22 protein-coding genes are annotated in these 22653 nt (G+C 43.9%); 10 read left to right on the top strand and 12 right to left on the bottom strand.

Going from position 1 to position 22653, the window contains the following annotated elements; all coding sequences use genetic code 11:
* Window positions 1-10: 10 nt before the first annotated feature.
* Together MIC7126_RS0105095 and larB are read right to left on the bottom strand one after the other, a co-directional pair.
* Window positions 11-214, bottom strand: a complete 204-nt coding sequence (locus MIC7126_RS0105095) for a hypothetical protein (RefSeq protein ID WP_017652048.1) — start codon at window positions 212-214, stop codon at window positions 11-13.
* Window positions 215-299: 85 nt separating this feature from the next.
* Entirely contained in the window at window positions 300-1088 is a 789-nt protein-coding gene (gene larB / locus MIC7126_RS0105090; protein WP_017652047.1) for a nickel pincer cofactor biosynthesis protein LarB, read from the bottom strand.
* 14 nt (window positions 1089-1102) lie between these two features.
* Between larB and MIC7126_RS27095 the strand changes: the two genes are divergently transcribed.
* The gene (locus tag MIC7126_RS27095) at window positions 1103-1336 is read left to right on the top strand and encodes a hypothetical protein (protein ID WP_154655831.1); all 234 of its coding nucleotides are present in this window, start codon (window positions 1103-1105) and stop codon (window positions 1334-1336) included.
* A 17-nt stretch (window positions 1337-1353) separates the two neighbouring features.
* Here MIC7126_RS27095 and MIC7126_RS0105080 read toward each other — a convergent pair whose 3' ends face one another.
* The 3 genes from MIC7126_RS0105080 to trmD all read right to left on the bottom strand — a co-directional run bounded on the left by MIC7126_RS0105080 (window position 1354) and on the right by trmD (window position 4580).
* A complete protein-coding gene (locus MIC7126_RS0105080; protein WP_017652045.1) occupies window positions 1354-3141 on the bottom strand; it encodes an ABC transporter substrate-binding protein in 1788 nt (595 codons plus the stop codon).
* Window positions 3142-3339: 198 nt separating this feature from the next.
* Window positions 3340-3825 carry a 2-C-methyl-D-erythritol 2,4-cyclodiphosphate synthase gene (gene ispF, locus MIC7126_RS0105075; protein ID WP_017652044.1) on the bottom strand — a complete coding sequence of 162 codons (486 nt, stop codon included), beginning with the start codon at window positions 3823-3825 and terminating at the stop codon, window positions 3340-3342.
* A gap of 44 nt (window positions 3826-3869) precedes the next feature.
* A complete protein-coding gene (trmD, locus tag MIC7126_RS0105070; RefSeq protein WP_017652043.1) occupies window positions 3870-4580 on the bottom strand; it encodes a tRNA (guanosine(37)-N1)-methyltransferase TrmD in 711 nt (236 codons plus the stop codon).
* A gap of 782 nt (window positions 4581-5362) precedes the next feature.
* Between trmD and MIC7126_RS0105055 the strand changes: the two genes are divergently transcribed.
* The gene (locus tag MIC7126_RS0105055) at window positions 5363-6226 is read left to right on the top strand and encodes a cyanophycinase (protein WP_017652040.1); all 864 of its coding nucleotides are present in this window, start codon (window positions 5363-5365) and stop codon (window positions 6224-6226) included.
* A 177-nt stretch (window positions 6227-6403) separates the two neighbouring features.
* Entirely contained in the window at window positions 6404-9109 is a 2706-nt protein-coding gene (gene cphA, locus MIC7126_RS0105045) for a cyanophycin synthetase (RefSeq protein ID WP_026100046.1), read from the top strand.
* A gap of 122 nt (window positions 9110-9231) precedes the next feature.
* Here the strand turns inward: cphA and tatA are convergent, their stop codons facing one another.
* The 3 genes from tatA to MIC7126_RS0105030 all read right to left on the bottom strand — a co-directional run bounded on the left by tatA (window position 9232) and on the right by MIC7126_RS0105030 (window position 11906).
* A complete protein-coding gene (tatA, locus tag MIC7126_RS0105040; protein ID WP_017652038.1) occupies window positions 9232-9405 on the bottom strand; it encodes a twin-arginine translocase TatA/TatE family subunit in 174 nt (57 codons plus the stop codon).
* A 21-nt stretch (window positions 9406-9426) separates the two neighbouring features.
* Window positions 9427-10713: an inorganic phosphate transporter gene (locus tag MIC7126_RS0105035; RefSeq protein WP_017652037.1), complete on the bottom strand. Its 1287-nt coding sequence runs from the start codon at window positions 10711-10713 to the stop codon at window positions 9427-9429.
* A 146-nt stretch (window positions 10714-10859) separates the two neighbouring features.
* A complete protein-coding gene (locus MIC7126_RS0105030; RefSeq protein ID WP_017652036.1) occupies window positions 10860-11906 on the bottom strand; it encodes a zinc-dependent dehydrogenase in 1047 nt (348 codons plus the stop codon).
* Between the two features lie 198 nt (window positions 11907-12104).
* Here MIC7126_RS0105030 and MIC7126_RS0105025 point away from each other — a divergent pair, with 198 nt between their 5' ends.
* Together MIC7126_RS0105025 and patX are read left to right on the top strand one after the other, a co-directional pair.
* The gene (locus MIC7126_RS0105025) at window positions 12105-13871 is read left to right on the top strand and encodes an FAD-dependent oxidoreductase (protein ID WP_017652035.1); all 1767 of its coding nucleotides are present in this window, start codon (window positions 12105-12107) and stop codon (window positions 13869-13871) included.
* Between the two features lie 110 nt (window positions 13872-13981).
* Entirely contained in the window at window positions 13982-14218 is a 237-nt protein-coding gene (gene patX, locus MIC7126_RS0105020; RefSeq protein WP_017652034.1) for a heterocyst-inhibiting protein PatX, read from the top strand.
* A 535-nt stretch (window positions 14219-14753) separates the two neighbouring features.
* On the opposite strand, the gene MIC7126_RS0105015 is transcribed toward patX, so the two are convergent.
* Window positions 14754-15665 (bottom strand): ferritin-like domain-containing protein, encoded by a 912-nt coding sequence (locus MIC7126_RS0105015; RefSeq protein ID WP_017652033.1) that lies wholly within the window; start codon window positions 15663-15665, stop codon window positions 14754-14756.
* Between the two features lie 314 nt (window positions 15666-15979).
* On the opposite strand from MIC7126_RS0105015, the gene gifA reads away from it, so the two are divergent.
* Window positions 15980-16180, top strand: a complete 201-nt coding sequence (gene gifA, locus MIC7126_RS0105010) for a glutamine synthetase inactivation factor IF7A (RefSeq protein WP_017652032.1) — start codon at window positions 15980-15982, stop codon at window positions 16178-16180.
* 133 nt (window positions 16181-16313) lie between these two features.
* Here the strand turns inward: gifA and glnA are convergent, their stop codons facing one another.
* The gene (gene glnA, locus MIC7126_RS0105005) at window positions 16314-17729 is read right to left on the bottom strand and encodes a type I glutamate--ammonia ligase (RefSeq protein ID WP_017652031.1); all 1416 of its coding nucleotides are present in this window, start codon (window positions 17727-17729) and stop codon (window positions 16314-16316) included.
* A 349-nt stretch (window positions 17730-18078) separates the two neighbouring features.
* On the opposite strand from glnA, the gene apcB reads away from it, so the two are divergent.
* The 4 genes from apcB to MIC7126_RS0104985 all read left to right on the top strand — a co-directional run bounded on the left by apcB (window position 18079) and on the right by MIC7126_RS0104985 (window position 20597).
* Window positions 18079-18588: an allophycocyanin subunit beta gene (apcB, locus tag MIC7126_RS0105000; RefSeq protein WP_017652030.1), complete on the top strand. Its 510-nt coding sequence runs from the start codon at window positions 18079-18081 to the stop codon at window positions 18586-18588.
* A gap of 277 nt (window positions 18589-18865) precedes the next feature.
* Window positions 18866-19300 (top strand): DUF29 family protein, encoded by a 435-nt coding sequence (locus MIC7126_RS0104995; RefSeq protein ID WP_017652029.1) that lies wholly within the window; start codon window positions 18866-18868, stop codon window positions 19298-19300.
* Window positions 19301-20119, top strand: coding sequence for a TlyA family RNA methyltransferase (locus MIC7126_RS0104990; protein WP_017652028.1), 819 nt, complete (start codon window positions 19301-19303; stop codon window positions 20117-20119).
* A 28-nt stretch (window positions 20120-20147) separates the two neighbouring features.
* On the top strand, window positions 20148-20597 hold the full coding sequence (locus tag MIC7126_RS0104985) for a DUF29 domain-containing protein (RefSeq protein ID WP_017652027.1): 450 nt from the start codon (window positions 20148-20150) through the stop codon (window positions 20595-20597).
* Window positions 20598-20646: 49 nt separating this feature from the next.
* Here MIC7126_RS0104985 and MIC7126_RS0104980 read toward each other — a convergent pair whose 3' ends face one another.
* Both MIC7126_RS0104980 and MIC7126_RS0104975 read right to left on the bottom strand, forming a co-directional pair.
* Window positions 20647-20925, bottom strand: coding sequence for a Calvin cycle protein CP12 (locus tag MIC7126_RS0104980; protein ID WP_017652026.1), 279 nt, complete (start codon window positions 20923-20925; stop codon window positions 20647-20649).
* Window positions 20926-21151: 226 nt separating this feature from the next.
* Window positions 21152-22546 (bottom strand): GTP-binding protein, encoded by a 1395-nt coding sequence (locus MIC7126_RS0104975; protein ID WP_017652025.1) that lies wholly within the window; start codon window positions 22544-22546, stop codon window positions 21152-21154.
* Between the last annotated feature and the right edge of the window lie 107 nt (window positions 22547-22653).

The following is a 22653-nucleotide window of genomic DNA, read 5'->3' as shown; positions in this document are numbered from 1 at the left end:
CCTAAAAGTATCAACCGTAGCTAGTTAGATTCCGAATCATATAACCAATGATCAAACCAATCAACAGTGCCCAGACTTGGCCTGTCTGGATAAAGTGATTCCAGGCTTTCTGCATTTGACCGACAACGTTAGGGTCAGTGACGTTTTGGGCTAATAGAGAAGCGTTGGGCAAATGCCAAAATAATTGAGATATGGAATCGCTGAGGTAGTGCATATTTAGTTATTTGTGAAGAATTAAGGGTCAAGGAGCAGTGTTCAATCTGTTCCCAGTTCCCCTTTTTGACCTTAATGTCATAACCTCAAGATGTAGGTGATGCCAACCGCAATTTCTCGGCTGTTCGCAAAATTTGCCCCGCCAACACTGCAGCCCCAAAGCCATTATCAATGTTCACCACACCCACTCCTGGAGCACATGAGTTCAGCATTGTCAATAGGGGAGCTAGTCCACCAAAACTGGCGCCATAACCGATGCTAGTGGGTACTGCAATTACCGGACAATCTGCCAAACCGGCGACAACGCTGGGTAATGCACCTTCCATCCCGGCTACGACAATCAACACCGAGGCGGAATCAATCACGTGGCGGTTATTTAGCAGGCGGTGAATCCCTGCGACGCCGACGTCCCAGAGGCGCTGGACACGGAACCCAGAAAGTTCAGCGGTGACAGCAGCTTCTTCTGCAACTGGTAAATCAGCGGTACCAGCCGAAAGAATGGCGATTTCACCCGAAAATTGTGGTTCGATATCAGGGGGAGCGATCGCACAAATTCGCGCTAAATCGTAATATCGCAAACCTCTCACCTGAGATTGCAAAGCTTTGTAAACGCCCGGTTCAATTCTAGTAGCCATTACCACTGAATGGCGATCGCGCATCACCTGCATAATTTGAGCGATTTGCTCAGGAGTTTTACCAAGCCCCCAAATCACCTCTGGGAAACCAGTCCTCAACTGACGGTGGTGGTCGATTTTGGCAAACTCACCAACTTTTTCATAAGCTAGGTCTTTGAGTGAGTCGAAGGCATTATCTGGGGATAATTTACCACTGGCAACCGCTTCTAAGAGCGATCGCAAAGCTTCGGTTTGAGTCACGGCAATTTTAGGGGGTGGGAAGGGTGGGAGGTGTGGGAAGGGTGGGAAGTGTGGGAAGTGTGGGAAGTGTGGGAGGTGTGGGAAGTGTGGGAAGTGTGGGAAGTGTGGGAGGTGTGGGAAGTGTGGGAGGTGTGGGAAGTGTGGGAGGTGTGGGACGAAGGAGAAGATTGTTGCGTCAGCATAAATTCTTTTTCTCCCCATCCCCCCACCTCCCCACCTCCCCACACTCCCTCATCCCCAATCCCTAGCCCCTAGCCCCTAGCCCCTAATCCTTCGTCACTTTAATTTCATGAAGGTTCCAGAATGCACCACCCAGGGCAGAGAATTTAATACCTTCAAAGCGATCGCGTACTGCTGACATTGAATACGGGTTTATCAAATAAATCAATGGCAAATTTTCTTGCGTAATCTGTTGAGTTTTCGCATAAATTGCTTTGCGTTTGGCTTCGTCTAACTCTCTGGCTGCTTGAATATAAAGTTTACCGATTTCCGCTTCCCAAGGAGCTACTTCCCTACCTTGAATTGGCTTTTGTCCTGCTTGCGGTTGCTGGTTGAACATGTGCGAACCACCTTCAGGAGACCAAAGATTAGCGCCATCATTTGGTTCTAAACCACCTGTAAATCCTATCAGTCCAGCCTCCCATTCTAGGGTGTTAGAAAGCTTATCGGTGTAAGTATTCCATGCCAGGGGAGTAAAATCAACTTGGATACCGATTTTGCTCAAGTCTTGTTTAATTTGTGAACCTAGAGCTTCTCGAATTTTGTTCCCAGCATTTGTTAGCAAAGTGAACCTGACTTGATTTCCTGAAGCATCTTTTAACTGATTTCTTTGGTTATATTTAAAGCCTGCTTTAATTAATAATTGCCTAGCTTTTTCTAGATTGTATTCGTAGACTTTTAATCCTTCTTCTGCTGAAAGATAATAGGGACTTTGTACAGATATTGGTGAATTTTGCGGTTGACCTAAGCCGCGAAATGTGTTGTTAATCATTGTTTTTCGGTCAATAGCATAAGCGACTGCTTGCCGAAATTCTACAGTATTAAACCAGCGTGATTTAATGGGATCAACTAAGGGTTTACCGTCTCTTTTCCCTTTGTTTAAATTGAAGAATACAAAAGTTGTGCCGGAGCCGGGACCACCATTATAAATCTTAAAGCCACCCTGTTTTTCCTGCACTTTTAACAAAGAAAAATAGTCTGGTGACACCGCTACAGTATCTAATCCACCAGAACGAAATTGCAGCAAGGCTGTATCTGTTGATTCGACAATTTGCCAAATTATTCTTTCAATATAAGGTTGGGGATTTCCTTGAGCATCTTTACGCCAAAAGTGGGGATTACGACGGAAAATTATCCGTTGGCTAGTATCGTAGCGCTCTAGTTTATAAGGCCCATTCACAATCAATTGATCTGGTGGTGTATCGACACCCCATTTCTGTAAGAAATTTGGTTTCCCATCACCATCTTTTGTAGTTACTGATTCTCGCAGTGCATGGGCTGGCAAAATTGGCGCACCTGTGGTGGTTCTCAAAAATGGTGCAAATGGTTCAGGAATAGTAAATTCAACCCGGCGATTATCGACTTTTTTCACAGTAGGCAGTTTTTTACTTTCACCAATCCTCATTACATCTCTAACATCTGTAGGAATTGCTTCATTGAGGTAGATATCATTGTAAGTAAAGACCACATCATCTACTGTTAATGGTTGACCATCAGACCATTTCAAATTTTCTCGCAGTGTAAAAACAATTTTTAATTTATCGTCGGAAATTTGCCACGATTCTGCTAAAGCAGGTTCAACTTTACCAGTTTCGTAGTTTTCAGTGATTAATCCTTCATAAGTCAGACCAAAAATGTTAGGAAATTCTGAACTCAGAGGGTAATTAAAGGTTTTGGGATCGCTAAGAATACTAGTAACTAATTGTGGTACTTGCGCGGCTGTACTTTTATAGTTAGCTGGATTGCAAGCTGCAACTGTTATTGCCGTTATTAAACTCACAATTATTAGTAACCAAAACCGCTTAATTATGGAAGAGAAACTAGAAATTTTCATATTGGAAATTTACCAAAAATCGGACTAATTTGCTGGTGGTTTTATCAGATTAAAATCCTGATTCAAAAGTTTGTTGTGCTGTAAAATTTCATTCAGTCTTGTATTAGAGGTTTTTCATCTAAAATCCACTTATTGCTATCAGTCATTGTCCTCAATTTTCCAGAATCTAAAATATCTTGATGGACGCAGCCAAAAAAGTTAATCAGCAGCTACCAATAAGACAACAGCGTAAGCACATATACCTTCTTCTCGCCCGACTGGGCCTAATTTTTCATTAGTAGTCGCTTTGATGCCGATTTGATCGGGTTGTAGTGCCAAAACAGCGGCTAGCTTATCGCGCATATTCTGAATGTGGGGTTTCAATTTTGGGCGTTCTGCTACCACTACAGAATCAATATTGCCTATTTGCCACCCGCGATCGCAGATCAACTCATTTACTTGATTTAATAGCACTAGACTATCCGCCCCTGCCCACTGGGGGTCACTAGGAGGAAAATAATGACCAATATCGCCCAGGGATAATGCCCCTAACATGGCATCCATAATCGCGTGGGTGAGCACATCAGCGTCACTATGCCCCAATAAACCTAGTTCATGGGCAATTTTAACTCCTCCTAAAATTAAAGGGCGATCGCTCACCAGTTGATGAATATCGTAGCCGTTACCAATACGAATTTTTATCATTTGTCATTTGTCATTTGTGAAGGGGTATGGGGGAATTATTCTTGTCACCCCATCTCCCCATCTTTTCCATGTTCCTGCTTCCATTTTTCCAGGAGATCGGGACGGCGATCGCTTGTTTTTTGAATTTGTTGTTCATAACGCCAACGAGCAATAGCAGCGTGATTCCCAGAAAGCAAAACATCAGGGACTTTCCAGCCCCGAAAATTCGCAGGACGGGTGTATTGGGGATAGTCCAACAACCCTTCTTCAAAACTTTCCGCTGTCAGCGACTCCTTTTTGCTGACAGTTCCTGGGATCAGTCTGACTATGCCATTAATCAGCGCCATTGCTGGAATTTCTCCCCCAGTCAGAATAAAATCTCCTAAGGACACCTCACGAGTCACCAGATGTAGCACTCGCTCGTCTACCCCCTCGTAATGCCCACAAATCACCACCAATTGGTCGTAATTGCTGGCTAATTCCCGCAATAAAGGCTGATTTATGGTTTGACCTTGAGGACTCATTAAAATAATCTCTCGTCGAGGTAAAGTTGGCAGCGACTCTACAGCCGAGAAAATGGGGTCTGGCTTCATCAGCATCCCCACACCGCCCCCATAAGGTTCGTCATCTACTTTCCGGTGCTTATCAGTCGTAAAGTTCCGGGGATTAACCAGATTGACTTGGGCAATTTGTTTTGCAAGGGCTTTGCCCAATAGTCCGGAACTCAAAACAGAAGTAAAACAGTCAGGAAAAAGTGTAACTATATCAAAGCGCACAGTTATTCGTATTCAGGAACACTAATCTTAAAATTGAATGTCTAGCAAAGACAATGAGCCAATGTCAGGTAAAACTACAGTCAAACTAGGTCAGTCGTATCTAAAAGTACCAGAAAACTGAGATTCCCATCGGATCAAAAGTTTTTCTAATTACTTAATTTATGTTTAAATATTGTCACAAGTACATTTAAATTAATAATCTGATTGAGTTAACAACTTCCAGGATGCATCGAGCCAGCCTCAGAACCAAGCGAGTCCAGACCTACTACTGCCCCCCCTCCAGGGCAGAGCCTACCTTCTCAACCAAGCAGGCAATTCCAGCCCCCCAAGCACTATTTTGTCAGTCTGGCATAAAGTGGACAGGTGAAAAACAAGGTATTGCCTTTGAGCGTAATGGACAGATGATGACTGAGGCTGCATGTGGATCAAAGGAGAAGTTGGAGTGGTGATGAGACAGGTCAGGAGGAGGGTAGCTGAGGAATTAAAGGCGATACTGCCTGATTTTGAGGCAGTTATTGGAGAATCACTAGACGCCCAAACAGTAATTGGACAACGCTAAATTTGAGTTGGCAATGTTAAGTAGCGTTTTTCCGAGGTGACTGCATTACCCAGAGATTCCCGCCCAGGCACATTTGAGTGCCAAAGCCTCTCCCCGCTCTCAGGTGAAAACTTCTACCGATCCCAACTTCACAAAAGTGTCCTCCAAAAGATGCAAAGCACGAAAAGACTCAGGCTGCTGAACCTTGTTAAATTCACCTGAAGTTGTTGACAGGAGAAACACAATGCCGCAATTAGAAGTTAAATCCCAGGAAATGAGGACACCCCAAGCAACTAAAACCGCCGTTCTGGTGATCGGAGGCGCAGAAGACAAAGTTCATGGACGCGATATCCTCAGAACTTTTTTTGGTCGCGCTGGTGCTAGTAAGGCCTATATTACAATTATTCCATCTGCCTCACGCGAACCTGCCATTATCGGTGGTCGGTACATTCGCATTTTTGAAGAAATGGGTGCTAACAAGGTTGAAATCTTAGACATCCGCGAACGGGAACAGTGCGAAGCCTCGCAAGTAAAAGCATCTTTAGAAGCTTGCACTGGGGTATTTTTGACAGGAGGGGATCAATTGCGCCTCTGTGGAGTCTTGGCAGATACGGCGGCGATGGAAATTATCCGTCACCGAGTCAGAGCCGGGCAATTGACATTAGCAGGTACCAGCGCGGGTGCAGCAGTAATGGGACACCACATGATCGCTGGTGGCGGTAGTGGCGAAACCCCTAATCGCTCCTTAGTAGATATGGCAACAGGTTTAGGATTTATTCCCGAAGTGATTGTAGACCAACATTTCCACAATCGGAATCGCATGGGAAGATTAATAAGTGCGATCGCTGCACATCCCGATCGTCTGGGTATTGGTATTGACGAGGACACCTGTGCTGTGTTTGAGCGGGATGGTTGGTTACAAGTCATGGGCAAAGGTAGTGTCACTATCGTTGATCCCACGGAATTAACCCATACCAATGAACCCCACGTCGGTGCTAATGAACCTTTGACAGTGCATAATTTGCGTTTACATATCCTTAGCTATGGCGATCGCTTTCACCTGTACCAGCGTACCGTCCTACCCGCTGTACACCGCATTTCCAGCTGACGGAATAAAGTATCTGAGGTTACACTGATCATTGATGGTCTATTTATTTCTTGCTGTAGAAAAATCCGACAAATACCATGTAAAAAGAATGAAAAAACTGTTTGCAGTAAACAGTTTAGCGGCCAATCACAGTAAGAAACTAGAATTTTGGTTCCGAATCTCCATCTACCTATTCCCATGAGAATCCTCAAGATCCAGACATTACGCGGCCCAAACTACTGGAGCATTCGACGCCACAAGCTGATCGTCATGCGCCTCGATTTAGAAACCCTTGCCGAGACGCCCTCGAATGAAATCCCTGGCTTATATGAAGGATTGGTTGAGGCCTTGCCAAGTCTGGAGAGCCACTATTGCTCACCAGGCTGTCGTGGCGGTTTCTTAATGCGAGTGCGAGAAGGCACCATGATGGGCCATATCGTGGAACATGTAGCTTTAGAACTCCAGGAACTAGCTGGAATGCATGTAGGCTTCGGTCGCACCCGTGAAACCGCCACACCCGGAGTGTATCAGGTAGTAATTGAGTACTTAAATGAGGAAGCGGGACGATACGCCGGGCGAGCAGCAGTGCGGTTGTGCCAAAGCATTGTTGATCGAGGTCGTTATCCCAAACCTGAACTAGAGCAAGATATTCAAGACCTGAAAGACTTCTGGCGCGATTCTTCCCTAGGCCCTTCCACCGAAGCAATTGTCAAGGAAGCAGAAAAAAGAGGTATTCCCTGGATGCAGCTAGGGGCGCGCTTTTTGATTCAGCTAGGTTATGGCGTCAACCAAAAACGGATGCAAGCCACAATGACCGATAAAACGGGCATTCTGGGAGTAGAGTTAGCTTGCGACAAAGAAGCCACCAAACGTATCTTGGCAGCAGCTGGCGTACCAGTGCCGAGAGGCACAGTAATTAACTTCCTAGACGACTTGCAAGAAGCGATCGAATATGTTGGCGGCTATCCCATCGTCATCAAACCATTAGATGGCAATCATGGACGGGGTATCACCATCGATATTAGAACCTGGGAAGAAGCAGAAGCAGGCTACGAAGCCGCTAGACAGGTTTCGCGGTCAATTATCGTCGAGCGCTATTACGTCGGACGCGACCATAGGGTATTAGTGGTAGATGGTAAAGTCGTAGCAGTAGCCGAACGAGTGCCAGCTCACGTGATCGGTAATGGTAGATCCAGCATTGCCGAACTGATTGAGGAAACCAACCTTGACCCAAATCGTGGTGATGGGCACGATAACATCCTCACCAAAATAGAACTAGACCGCACCAGCTATCAGTTGCTAGAAAGGCAAGGCTACACGCTTAACAGTGTCTTACCCAAAGAAACAATTTGTTATCTGCGCGCCACAGCTAACCTCAGTACCGGCGGAATCGCCGTAGACCGCACCGACGAAATCCATCCAGAAAACCTGTGGTTAGCACAGAGAGTAGTCAAAATTATCGGTTTAGATATTGCGGGATTAGATATTGTTACCACCGACATTAGCCGCCCCTTAAGAGATGTAGACGGCGTGATTGTGGAAGTTAACGCCGCCCCTGGCTTCAGAATGCACGTCGCCCCCAGTCAAGGTATTCCCCGCAACGTCGCTGGCGCAGTCATGGATATGCTGTTTCCTAGCGAGCAAGCTAGCACTATTCCCATCTTGAGCGTCACGGGTACTAATGGTAAAACCACCACCACTCGATTACTGGCACACATTTATAAAGAAACAGGTAAAGTAGTAGGTTATACGACAACAGACGGAACTTATATCGGAGAATACTTAGTAGAAGCCGGAGACAACACAGGGCCGCAAAGCGCCCAATTGATTTTGCAAGACCCCACAGTGGAAGTAGCAGTACTAGAAACCGCTCGTGGTGGGATTCTGCGCTCTGGCTTAGGCTTTGAAGCTACAAATGTAGGCGTAGTATTAAATGTTGCCGCCGACCATTTAGGAATTGGTGATATAGATACCATAGAACAGTTAGCTAATCTCAAGAGTGTAGTTGCAGAAGCCGTACTCCCTGATGGATATGCGGTGCTGAACGCCGACGATCGCCGAGTCGCCGCTATGGCCGAAAAAACCAAAGCGAACGTTGCTTACTTCACCATGAACCCAGACTCAGAATTAGTGCGAAAGCATATCCAAAAAGGGGGAGTAGCAGCGGTGTATGAAAACGGCTATCTGTCAATTGTCAAAGGTGATTGGACACATCGCATTGAAAAAGCAGAACAGATACCTTTGACAATGGGTGGACGAGCACCATTCATGATTGCTAACGCTTTGGCAGCAAGTTTAGCCGCCTTCGTGCAAAACGTCACCATTGAGCAGATTCGGGCTGGTTTGAAGACATTCCGCGCTTCAGTCAGTCAAACGCCGGGAAGGATGAATTTGTTTAATTTAGGCAAATACCATGCCTTAATTGACTATGCTCATAACCCAGCCAGTTACGAAGCCTTGGGCGCCTTTGTTCGCAACTGGACCACAGGACAGCGGATTGGTGTAGTTGGGGGGCCGGGCGATCGCCGTGACGAAGATTTTGTCACCTTGGGCAAACTAGCTGCAGAAATATTTGACTACATTATTGTTAAAGAAGACGATGATACTCGCGGGCGTCCCAGGGGATCAGCCGCCGATTTAATTACTAGAGGCATCACCCAAATTAAACCCAATGCTAGTTTTGAGTCAATTCTAGATGAAACCCAAGCAATTAATAAAGGCTTGGATATGGCCCCTGATAACGGTTTGGTGGTGATTTTACCAGAAAGTGTCAGCCGCGCCATTAAATTAATTAGGGGGCGTGGTGTAGTCAAAGAAGAATCACATCAACAAAATGGGCCGGCGGCAATTATCGATTCCCAAAATGGGGCGACGCCTTCTTCGGTAATTAACACGCTACTGTAGTCAATTATCAGATTCAGTAAAATTTGCTGGTCACGAGACTTATCTAATATATGAATCTAGAGACGCGGCAATGCAACGTCTCTACAAAGGTTGGATATAATACATGATTAATTTTAGGAGCACTATTTTTCTGATTCGGAAGTGTGATCATCACTAGAACTTTTTAGCCCTTGTTGAAAACTTTTGAGAGTTTTGCCCAGTGCATTACCAAGTTCAGGAATCTTTTTCGGGCCGAAAATTAAAATAGCTACTACAGCAATTACCGTAACTTCCGGCCATCCTAATCCAAACAACATATATAATTCCTCTGTTGTGTCTTAATTAACTATAAATAATCGGGCGACGCTAAAGATGGTGGCGCTGAGGATGGCGCTGAGGGGAACAGTAATTAACCAAGCGGCGGCGATGTTCTGCAAAGTTGAAAATTTAATCGAATTGATGTTTTGTACTAGTCCGATGCCGACGACACCGCCGACGAGGGCGTGGGAGGTGGAGACTGGTAAACCTAGGCGGGAGGCTAAAAGAATAGTGGTGGCGGTAGCGAGTTCAGCGCAGAATCCACTACTCGGTTGGAGGGAAATAATATTTTCGCCAATGGTCGCGATGACTTTTTTTCCCCAGATGGCTAAACCACTGACTATACCGACGCCACCTAAGATTAAAATCCAGATGGGGATGGTAATACCTTGTGTGGGTACGCTACCAGTTTGATTGATATAAATGATCGCTGCTAAAGGTGCGATCGCATTTCCTACATCATTAGAGCCATGAGCAAAGGCGACAAAGCAAGCACTCAATAGCTGGAAGCGTGCGAATATAGGTTCTATGGTAACAGAAGATGGCGCATGTTCGGTTTTGCTCTTTGTTTCTCCCCCATTTCCTTGATGAGCTAATTGTCGCCAACTGTAAACCGTTAGTCCGATGGCTGCGACTGCACCTGTAAATAGAGGAATGTCGTAGGCTGGGATGTTTAAACCAGTTTGATGAATGAAAAAAGTTGTCAGCGGTTGCGTCAGGGAAGGGAGAACAATCACACCAAATACTCCCAACAGCAGCACACTTAACCAGGGAATCCACTCTTGTAACTGCGCTACTGGATTTGGTTGTTCTAAAATCCAGCGTTTGATTTGACTGTAGAATAAAGCAGCGATCGCTCCACTAATTAATGGTGTTAAAACCCAGCCAATGGTGATTGCACCAATTGATGACCAATCAATGGCATTCACTCCTAAAGCTACCCAACTAAAACCAGCGATCGCTCCTACTACGGCATGAGATGAGGATACAGGCAAACCCCGTGAGGTGGCAATCTGTAGCCAAATTCCAGACGCCAGTAAAACTGTCACCATTCCCAAGACTAACAGTTGCGGTGTCGCCGCGAATAAGACAGGATTAGCTACTTTTGTGGCCAGGGTTTCCGTTACTTGATGACCGAATAATACAGCGCCTGCAAACTCTAATACACCAGCAATAATTAAAGCTTGTTTGAGGGTGACAGCCTGAGAACCGACAGAAGTCCCCATCGCGTTAGCAACATCGTTAGCACCGAGGTTGAAAGCGACGTAGAAAGCCAAGAGGGCGACTAAGGCGAGAATTAAAAGCATTTTCTGAAGGGGATGTGGAAATTTTAGCTTCGGAAATCGACAGATGAGCTGCAAAACTTCAGTCTATGGCGAAGATACACAATTTTTGATAGTAGTCTACTCCAAAAAATAAAACTTAATCTTCTTCCCACCTTCCCATCCTTTGGTTAGGGATAAATTAAGATTTTGTAAGTTTCGGGAGTAGGAGCGATCGCTTGATCCACAGCTGCTGATAAATTTTGTAGAGGATAGCGATCGCTAATTAATGCCTGTACATCAATCCGGCGATTAAACACAATCTCAGCCGAGAGACTCTGCAGGCGATAGGACGAGCTATAGCTGCCCATTAAGTCAATTTCCCGACGATAGAGAATATTAGGATTGATGGGAATTTCTAACTCATCAGGAAATTCGGCAAAAAACAAAATTTTTCCACCTTTACGAGTACAGTCAAGCGCAGAGAAGAAAGCTTTCTCACTGGGAACAGCCAACAGGGTAACATCAACACCCATTCCCCCTGTGAGGGCGTGAATTTTTGCGGCTAAATCGGGGTCACGGGCGTCAAAAGCTGCTTGGGCGCCCACATTTAAAGCTTTTTCAATTCTAGAAGGCAAAAGGTCAGTAGCGATCGCCGTCGCCCCGAAATATTTCACCAACATCACAAACATTAACCCAATCGGCCCCGCACCAGTCACCAAAACAGTTTGTCCAGGAGCAATTTGCGCTTTTTTCACCGCTTTTAAACAGCAGTTAGTCGGCTCCACAAAACTTGCTTCTTCAAAACTGATCTCATCGGGAATGGGAATTAACCCGCCATTTTGCACAATATGACCGGGTACTTTCACATACTCAGCAAAACCGCCACCGCTAGCGTTAAACCCGGCTGTGGTAGAAATATTTTTATAGACATTACACATCGAATAATTTTCATTTAGGCAATAAGCACAACGCATACAAGGGATGTGGTGCATTACCGCTACCCGTTGTCCTATCTCCCAACCGCTGACTTCACTTCCCACTGCGGCGATAATTCCCGCCGTCTCATGACCAAAAATGCGCGGTGGTTCATACAGCGGATAACGAATTTTTTTAATATCCGATTGACACAATCCTACCACCTGCACTTGTACCAATACTTCATCGGCTTCCAGTGCTGGGACTGGAATTTCTTCGTATGACAGTTGATTGACGCCTCTAAATACCTGTGCTTTCACGTTGGTTTCTCACCGCTCAACGTTATTAGATGTAGCATTTACTGGTTAAGGTTGAGCTATTCTTTTGCTGAGATTTATTCTGTGCAATAAACAAAACAAGTTAATTCTCTCAATCAACCGTGACTTTATAAAATAAATTTTCTTGTCTGATGTCAACTTCACTGGCGACAATATGTCGGAACAACCATGAGGTGAAGAATGGCTTATCAGACTTATACAACCGATGTGTTAGTTGTTGGTGGTGGAGTTGGCGGAACGGCTGCAGCTATCCAAGCGGCGCGACGGGGCGTCAAAACTATTTTGGTCAGTGAATTTCTTTGGTTGGGAGGAATGCTGACCTCTGCAGGCGTTTCTGTACCCGATGGTAATGAATTAGCAGCTTGGCAAACTGGGTTATGGGGTGCGTTTTTGCGAGAATTACAGCACCGTCAGCCTGGAGGTTTAGATCACAGTTGGGTCAGCTTTTTTAGTTTTGATCCGCGAATTGGGGCGCAAATTTTTGCAGATTGGGTGGGAGAGTTATCAAATCTGCAATGGATTTCGGGACAAGTACCTTTGGAGGTGTGGCGTCAAGGAAATTCTGTGACTGGTGTGCGATTTGCCGATTTCGTTGTTAATGCCAAGATCATTCTTGATGGTACGGAATTAGGCGATTTATTGGCTTTGGGTGATATACCTTACCGTTGGGGCTGGGAGTTGCAGTCTGAGTGGGGAGAACCCAGCGCCCCAGCAGATTTTAATTTGCTGACTCAAAGATATCCTGTACAAGCACCAACTGCGGTGGTGATGATGCAAGATTTTGGTGCAGATGTCGCCCCAGAAATTCCGCCAGCTTCTAATTACAATCCTTCTGTGTTTGCTGGGGCTTGGGACGGCTACGGGGGAGAGACATTTTTGAATTATGGACGCCTACCTGGGGGTTTATTGATGATTAATTGGCCTATCTGTGGTAATGACTACGGTGAAGGATTAGGACGCTTAATCGAGTCAGAATCTTCCAGATGGGAGTTTATTCAAGAATGCCGCTGTCACAGTCAAAATTTTGCTTATTTTATCCAAAATCAGCTTGGTCGTCGCTACGGTTTGGCTGCTGGGGTGTTTCCTGGTGAACCTACGGCGTTCGGGTTGCATCCTTATTATCGGGAAAGTCGTCGGTTGGTGGGGTTAACAACTGTCCGAGAGCAGGATATTTTGCCTGTGATGGGGGGTAAGGTTGCACCTTTACATCTCGACGCTATTGCTATTGGTAATTACGCCAACGACCACCATTATCCTGGTGAAGATTTCCCTTTACAACCTAAATCTATCCGTTGGGGAGGGCGTTGGACTGGTATTCCTTTTACTATTCCCTACAGTTGCCTTGTACCAAAATTGATAGATAATTTTTTAGTCTGTGAAAAAAATATTTCTGTTTCTCATATTGCCAATGGAGCAACCAGATTACAACCTGTGGTTATGGGTATTGGTCAAGCGGCGGGAATGGCTGCAGCTATGTGCGTTGAGTTTAACTGTCAACCAAGGGATTTATCTATTAGGAAATTGCAAACAGCTTTATTAGAAGATGAGCGATCGCCTACTGCAATTATTCCCTTGTTTAATTTATCACCTGACCACCCCCAATGGCTGCAACAACAAACCTATTATTTACATCATCCACAAGCTTATCCAATCAATGGCTATAGCCCCTCTTTATCAGAGTCTCAGTGCTATTACTTAACTGCAAATCAAGTGTTAATACGGACTAGTAATTACTTCACAGGAATTTTTCACCATCAGGATCAGCAGAATTACAGTTTGACGATTACTGCACCAAAAATACATCAAAATCAAACTTGGCAACTGGTAACTTTGCGATCGCACATTGATGAAAAACTACAAGCTTTATCCCACAAGCAATTGCTCAAAATTTGGGGACGCTTGAATCCTTCTGGAAACTGGTTATTAGTTGAAAATCTCGACGAATAATTAAGGTATTTGATATTTTGTAAAAAACAATACTTTTTAAGAAAATATCCGGATGCACTAATAAAAACTCAGTAGTAGTGAAATGGATAGTTTCAAAATAGACATTTGCTATGCGTGCTGCCATTTCACTTCTAGTATCGAGTCTGGTGTTCGGTTCCCTAGCTTCTAACCACCAAGCCATGATGAATCACTCGTCCTATCAAGCCCTGACTCCCGTTGAGTCAGAACAATTACTCTCAGTTAGACCTAAACCCAAGCCCAATCAACCTGAAAAGCCTGCACCCCATCGTGGAAGCGGACGCCGGGAGTTGATGGAATATTACGGGAATATCCATCCTGCTGTTTAAAAACCCCACGATCAAGTCTCTTGGGGAGATCAAGACTACCTAGTCACAAGAAAATCAATGTACAGTCAGTAAAGGTGTTATAATTAACATCTGTTTCATAGATTATCTAGTAGATATATAACAGTTGGCACATAACTTATCTCAGCATTTGCCCCGTATTTTATCCGTAAGCTCTGTATACATAGTCCACGTCAACTGTTGTGTTGGAAATCTTCAGCCCACGAACTGTCTGTATGGACTGCATCACCAAGTTTCAAGTAATCACTGCACTTGCTTTTAGTTCTGCCTACATTTCAAATTGTGATTACAGCTATCAATTTCAGGGGATCTGCTGATAATTTGCATATTTTCCCGACTGGGTAAGCAGCCTGAAGGTAACTCAAATTTATTGCCATCAAGGCTATCTCAACAGAAGTAGTATGGTCATTCTCGATGAAAAACCCCCTGTTTCAGGGGGGTTACAAAACAATCAAGACTTAACATCTCTTGTCTACTGATAATAGACCAGTAGCAATCACTTGATAGCTACAACAGGCTATCTCTCATCTTTTGACACCGTGGTTTTTTGAGTGTTGTCTTTACCTTTAACACCGTTCAGGAACATCGGTACAAACTTTTCCATAAATAATTGTGGATCACGCCGCCATGCTCTTTGTGCAGCCTGAATTCTGGTAAACTGCAAATCAGGTGCCAGTAAAGTTTGCGGTAGACGTTCCATCAAATATTGGGGACGCTGCCATAAAGGCATGTTATTTGTGACTTCAACCAAATTAGCAACACGGCGTAATTCGGCTCCCAAGGTGATATCCATCCCGGCTTCAAAGGCTGCTTGCTCAATGGCTGCGTACTTACTTTTAGCTTGGGCTACTTTTTGCTGGTGTTCTAGGCTTTTAGCGGCTAACTGTGCGAGCCAACGGTTTCCCCAGCGTACGTGTCCAGCTTCTTCTGGTAAAATTCGCGCAATTGTTTCTTGAATCTTAATATTTTCTTCTGTTTGTGGTGCTTGTTTAAGTGCATGGATGTGGGCTGAAAAATACTCACAGCCTCGTTTTTCGGTGATGTTAATGGCAGCGAGAACGGAAATCACAAAGTCATCAAGATTTGTGGACGGATCTTGGTGTTCATGATCAAGTAGGCGTTCAAATTCGTCGATATATGATGAACCGGGGGGCTTACCGACGTCAGCGCCCAATTCTACCAACAAATCGGTTAGCCACATCGCATGACGTGCTTCATCCGAGATGTGGTGGGATAATTCTCGCACTAGTTGCGGTGGTTGTCCATCTAATTGTTCAATTAGGTCGGTGAGGTCTTTGCAACTACGCTGCTCACTATAACGATAGCGGTTTAGGGTGATCAGATGAATTTCGCGATCGCGGACTACCTGTTTGAGAATGTCTCTTGCGCTCAAAGCATCCTGAAACTTTCTGGGATAAGTAACCGACATAGTTTGTTAAGTTTTGTAAAATTTATGCTTAGATTTTAACGTAACTGACTGTTAGTGTTATCTTTACGCTCTCTCAATTAATAAGTCGGCGAGATATTGCTGCTGCTTCCCATAAATCGTAGAACTAACCAGGGTTTTGTGACTCTGGCTTTTTAATGTAAAAAAATATCACAAATAAAATATCAACCCTAAGATAGGTCTGAATGTCGCAAATATAAATTTTTATTAAAATATTCTAATCGGTAGCTTATGTTACAGAATTCTGTTATATTAGTAATTGTCAGGAAAAAACCATATATAGGAAAAATACTGTTATGTCTATTCAAGAAAAATCTCGTGCCATCATGGTGCGCCAATATCAGCAAGTGAAGAATCGCCAACAATCAATGCTGATGCGTGCGGCACAAGAACTCGGTCTTCCCGAAGAAATATCCCACTACTGGAACCCCATTCAAGGGAAGATTGACCCGACAACTCGCACGATTTATGAACACAGTTGCGCCACCATGAGTTAATCTGCAATAATTCTTAAACCTATTGCTCAGGTGTTAAGTATTAATAAGCAGCAATCATCATGGAGTCTAAGCTGAATAAGTCTCAAAAAAAAGCCACCCTGAAGGGTGGCTAAAAATTACTCGTTAATTTAAATTAACAGTCGTAATAGAGAGCAAATTCGTAAGGATGAGGACGCAACTGCAACTGCTTCACTTCGTTAGCTAGTTTGTAGTCAATCCAGTTTTGGATAAAGTCTTCGGTGAACACACCTGTTTGTGTCAAGAAAGCGTGATCCTTTTCTAAGGCTGACAAAGCTAAATCCAAAGAACCAGGAGTTGAAGGAATCTTCGCTAATTCTTCTGGAGAGAGTTCATAGATATTTCTATCTAGAGGTTCACCAGGGTCTATTTCGTTCTTAATTCCGTCGATACCAGCGCAAAGCATGGCGGCGAATGCTAAATATGGGTTAGAAGTAGCATCGGGACAACGGAACTCTAAACGCTTGGCTTTCGGGTTCTCACCAGATAGAGGAATCCGAACGGAAGCGGAACGATTACCTTGGGAGTAAGCCAAGTTTACAGGTGCTTCATAACCAGGTACGAGGCGTTTGTAAGAATTGGTGGTGGGGTTAGTGATTGCTAATAAAGCTGGGGCGTGCTTGAGGATACCGCCAATATAATGCAACGCCATTTTGCTTAATTTAGCGTACTCATTACCTGCAAATAAAGGCTTACCATCTTTCCAAATGGATTGGTGACAGTGCATCCCAGAACCGTTATCACCAAAAATTGGTTTTGGCATGAAGGTAACGGTTTTGCCGTATTTTCTAGCGACGTTTTTGATGACATACTTGTAAGTCATCAACCAGTCAGCCGCTTCAATTAACTTACCAAATCTGAAACCTAGTTCGCACTGACCACCGGTAGCAACTTCATGGTGTTGTTTTTCAATGGGTACGCCACAAGCAGCCATTGTGAGTAGCATTTCTGTGCGGATATCTTGAAAACTATCCGTAGGGGGAACTGGGAAGTAACCTTCTTTGAAGCGTGTTTTGTAACCGAGGTTGGGGCTTTCTTTTCTACCTGTGTTCCAACGGCCTTCTACGGAGTCTACATGGTAGTAGCCTTCGTTAGCTGTTTGGTCGTAGCGGACATCATCAAAAATGAAAAATTCAGCTTCAGGGCCAAAGAAGGCGGTGTCACCAAGTCCTGTGGAGGCTAAATATTCTACTGCTTTTTGGGCGATAACGCGGGGGCAACGGTTATACCATTCACCCGTGCGAGGTTCCTTAATACTACAAATTATACTTAGAGTTGGCTCTTGCATGAATGGGTCGATCCAGGCAGTATTTGGATCGAGAACCATTGTCATGTCTGATTCTTCGATGCCTTTCCAACCCCGAATACTAGAACCGTCGAAGGGTACACCATCAGAGAATGAACTTTCATCGATTTGGTTGTGGAACACGGTGAGGTGTTGCCATGTTCCTGGTGTATCGATGAATTTCAGATCAATCATCTGAATTTTTTGGTCTTGAATCAACTTCAAGACTTCTTGTGGGGTTGTCATTGTTACTCCTTACTCTGCCAATTAAATAAAATCAAACTAGAGTCTTCAAAGTCCGCTTTGTTGAACCCAATTGTGACACACCTGGAATATCCTAAGGATAGGAGATTAGGTTATTTTGTAGTCTTTGCTACAGATTTTCTAGTTTACAGGTTATGTTAACCTTTCTGGGCTATCTGTATAAAACTCGTAAGATCGTCTCACAGGGGGCAACTTTGGCATAAAATCCTTAAAGTAGCGGATAGATTGTTTTTGTGCAAACGCTAATTTTATGTGGCACAAAAAATAGCTGTGCATGAAAACAGTCAAATAAATATCAAACCACAGATAGTAATGTTTGGGAGAAAAAGGGATGCGCGATGCAGTCACAAGTTTAATTAAGAATTATGACGTAGCCGGTCGGTATTTTGACCGGAATGCGCTTGATAGCCTCAAGTCTTATTTTGAAAGTGGTACAGCTCGAGTGCAAGCAGCAGCAGCGATTAATGCTAATGCGGCTGCACTTGTCAAGCAGGCTGGTTCTCAGTTATTTGCAGAACTACCTGAGTTGATTCGCCCCGGTGGGAATGCTTATACTACCCGTCGTTATGCAGCTTGTCTGCGCGATATGGATTATTACTTGCGCTATGCTACTTATGCGCTGGTAGCTGGTAACACAAATGTTTTGGATGAGCGTGTGTTGCAAGGGTTGCGGGAAACTTACAATTCTTTAGGTGTACCCATTGGGCCGACAGTCCGTGGTGTTCAGATTATTAAGGATTTGGTTAAGGAAAAAGTTGCAGCCGCAGGTGTGGTTAACACTGCTTTTGTGGATGAACCTTTTGACCATATCACCCGCGAATTGAGCGAGACAGATATTTAGTGGTAGAAAACAGCAGACAAAAGTTTGTGTAGTTTTCACTGTCTAGTGATTTCTGCCATGTTGCATTAGTTGATTCTCAATATAGGAAACATGATGAGCGCACTTTGGCTTTATTGGCAAGGTGCGTTTACTTTTTTTAAAACTAAGAGCGATGTTCTCTTTTTGCCCGTATGGATATTTAACGTCTAATAGTATAAGGGGTAGACTTCAGTACAACCAACTACGATCGCTCTAGATTCGCCACATATAGAATTTACCGATATTTGAGGCGTTGTTTATGGAAGAATTATTAAATTTGAAAGACTTGCTTGTTAAAGGTGATGTTCAAGGAGCATTAATTATAGTTGAAGAATTAACAGAAATGAGCCGAAATGACATCATCAAAACGATTCGTAGCTATGCAGTGATTATGTTATTACATTTAATTAAACAACAAGCTGAAAATCGCACGACTCGCTCTTGGGAAGTCTCAATTCGGAATTCAGTTCGGGAAATTCAACGAGAAAATAAGCGGCGTCAATTTGGAGATTATTACCTGACGCGAGCAGAATTATGGGAAGTCTTGGAGGAAGCTTATTTAAACGCTATTGATGAAGCTTCTCTGGAAGTAGAAGAGGGTCGTTATGAACCAGAAGAATTAGAAAAGCTGGTTAATAGTCAAGATATCATCAATCGTGGTATGGCTTTAATTTCGCCAGGAGAATCGATTTAATTGCCTAAACAACGACTGGATACGCTATTAGTAGAGTTAAATTTGTGTGCTTCTCGCGCTTTAGCACAGCGGTTAATTCAAGCGGGGGAAGTAACTGTGAATCAACAGGTGGTTGATAAGCCAGGGACAGAAATTGATATTTCTGCACAAATTCAGATTAAAGAGCGATCGCGCTTTGTTTCTCGTGGTGGTGAAAAACTTGCCAAAGCTTTAGAAATATTTACAATTTCGGTTACAGAACGTATTTGTCTTGATGGGGGAATTTCTACAGGTGGCTTTACTGATTGCTTGCTGCAAGCTGGTGCTAAACAAGTTTATGGTATCGATGTTGGTTATGGACAAGTTGACTGGCGGTTGCGAAATGATCCGCGAGTGATTTTGCGAGAACGGACTAATTTACGACAGTTAAAACCAGAGGAATTATATAGTGAAAACGACTCTGTTCCTGACTTGGCAGTGGTAGATGTATCTTTCATTTCTTTAACTAAGATTTTACCAGCTTTGTGGCAATTAACTCAACCACCGCGAGAAGCAATTTTATTAGTTAAGCCACAGTTTGAAGTGGGAAAATCGCGTGTGGGAAAAAAAGGTGTGGTACGCGACCCTAATGACCATGCAGATGCAATTTTCCAAGTTTTGCAAGCGGCTCAAGCATTAGGATGGAAATATCAAGGTTTAACTTGGTCGCCGATAACTGGCCCTGCGGGAAATATTGAATATCTCTTGTGGTTAGCAATGGAAAGTGAAACGTCACCATTAGATTTAGCAGCGATTTTGCAACTAACTAAACAGGTAGTTCAGTTGTTGTCGAAAAATTAATTTGAATTGATAGGAGACTTGAAAGCAAATGAGTAACCAAGTTGATTTATCGTCTCTTCATGCACAAGATTATGACTTATGGTTACAATCAACAATTAGCCTGTTGCGAGAACGGAATTTTGATAATTTGGACATTGATTTGTTAATAGCAGAAATAGAGGAAATGGGTGGTAGTTTAAAAGATGCTTTGGAAAATAATTTAATTGTGGTGTTAGCTCATTTGCTCAAGTGGAAATATCAACCTGATTATCGTTCAGGAAGTTGGCGAGCCAGTATTAAAGAACATCGTCGCCGTATTCATAAATCTCTGCAAAAACACCCTAGTTTGAGAAAACATTATGAGAATATTTGGGAAGAATGTTATCTTCCTGCTTTAGATTGGGCGATTGCAGAAACTGGTTTATCACCTGATAATTTTCCGCAACAATGTCCATTTACTGCACAACAGCTAATAGATAGTGAATTTTTACCTGATTAAAAGTGCATAACAACCGCACTAAATCGGCGGTTGTCTATTTAGGAAATAGCTAAACGTCGTAGATTAAACACTCTACTGCTCCTGGATGTTCTTCGCAGTAGATTTCTAAAAAGGTTTTGCGTATTTTCGCTGGCTGTTGATGCGCTTTCTCGGATTGCAATTTTTCTATAATATCCCAAGCTGCAGCACAATCAGCAGAATTGTTACCGTTGACGTCGCAAGTGGTGCGGGCTTCTGCAATAGCTGCTAAAATTGCTTGCTCAAGGGTTTGTGTGCCGTTTTGGTAGGCGGTAATGGCGGTTTGGACTGCTGCTAAATTTGTGGACATCATACTTTACCTCTGCATATTGAAATAGGAAAACACTATAGCTTAGGGCGAACAACTGTGATAGCTTAGGGCGAACAACCGTGATAGCTTAGGGCGAACAACTGTGATAGCTGAGGGCGAACAACCGTGATAGCTGAGGGCGAACAACCGTGATAGCTGAGGGCGAACAACTGTGATAGCTGAGGGCGAACAACCGTGATAGCTGAGGGCGAACAACCGTTCGCCCCTACTCGCCGAATTTGATTCCTAATTCTTGGCGCAAACGATACACAATTGTATTTGGTTCTACTTGAGAGAGGATTTCTTGTATCACTGTGCTAGCGCCAAATTGTCCCCAGGTACAGCCTTTTTCGAGATAGATTTGGGCGGCTTTTCCTACGGCGTAGGCGCCATAACCGGCGATTCCTGCTTGGGCGATCGCACTGCCGGCATAGGCGGTAATATTAGTGGGATTGTCACCACTGGCGATCGCTGCGGTACTCTTACCTAATCCTAATAGCAAGCTACTACCTAATTCACTCAGCAATAAACCACCAGAACTGAAGAAAATTGTTTTTAAAATCTTACCGGCTTCATAACTGGTGATGGGTAAACCATACAACCGAGCTAAAGCGCGAATTAATGCTAAATCGGCAACAGTTCCGCCTAAAATATCTAAAAAGGCGATGGGATTTAACCCGACTGCTAAGGCTTTATATTTGGTAAATTGCCAAATAATTTCTTCTGCTTCTTGTTCGCGTAAATCGAGAGTTTTTTGAGCTATCTTTGCTTCTGCGTCTCTTGCTTGTCTGAGTGCATTTAATGCTAAGAGCGATCGCCCTTCACGATTGAGAATATTCAGAATTGTTTGTTTGAGTTCGTCTACTTCTGGTGGTGGTGTCTCCCATTCATAACTCACACGTCCATCTGGCCATTCCACTCTCACTTCCATTGGTGCTGGTTCTGCGGCTACCATGACAATCTCATCGGGTAATAACGGTTGGGCTTGGGGAGCCGCTGCACCTAATTGTTGTAAATTTTCATAAATGGCCGCTCTATCTGTGTCTGGGTAGAGGTCAATTTTGTTAAACACCAAAATCAGCGGTTTCTGCGATTGTCGCATTTCTTGCAGCGCTTGATACTCTGTGCGGGTGATATCACCAGATACCACAAACAAAATTAAATCTGCCTGCAGCACTACTTCCCGCGCCATCTGCGCTCGTGATTCCCCAGCAATTTCATCTAAACCAGGTGTATCGATTAATTCTATCAGTACTTTGTTTCCTGGTTGCCAACGGACAGAGCGAGGCCATTGAGTTACACCATGTAACGGCCCCGTTTGCAAAACTTTATCTCCTAACAATGCATTCAGCACCGCCGATTTACCACGACTCACCAAACCGAAAACCGCAATTTTAATTACATTAGAGTCTAGCTTTTGCAGTGCAGAATTTAACGTTTCCAATTCTGGTTTTACCAAACCCGCTAATTCCGGGTTAGATGACATCTGTCCTGACTTGCGGAGATATCCATACCAAGACAACGCTTGTCGCAGACTAGCACGAGCGCGGTTTAAATGAGTTTCTTGCAAATTACGCACTGAGTTCGCTTCGGTCAAGGTGAGATAAGGAACGGCTGACATTTCTATTTTCGTCTATATTTTCTTTTTCGAGGGAAGAGGGAACAGGGAACAGGGAATAGGGGTTTTTGTCTTCTTCAGCGCTTAAGCGCTGACTACAACCCGGACAA

The organism is Fortiea contorta PCC 7126 (assembly GCF_000332295.1).
In the GTDB taxonomy this organism is placed as follows: Bacteria; Cyanobacteriota; Cyanobacteriia; order Cyanobacteriales; family Nostocaceae; genus Fortiea; species Fortiea contorta.
The sequence above is the reverse complement of the archived record's forward strand: the minus strand, read 5'-3'. Positions and strand labels throughout refer to the sequence as shown.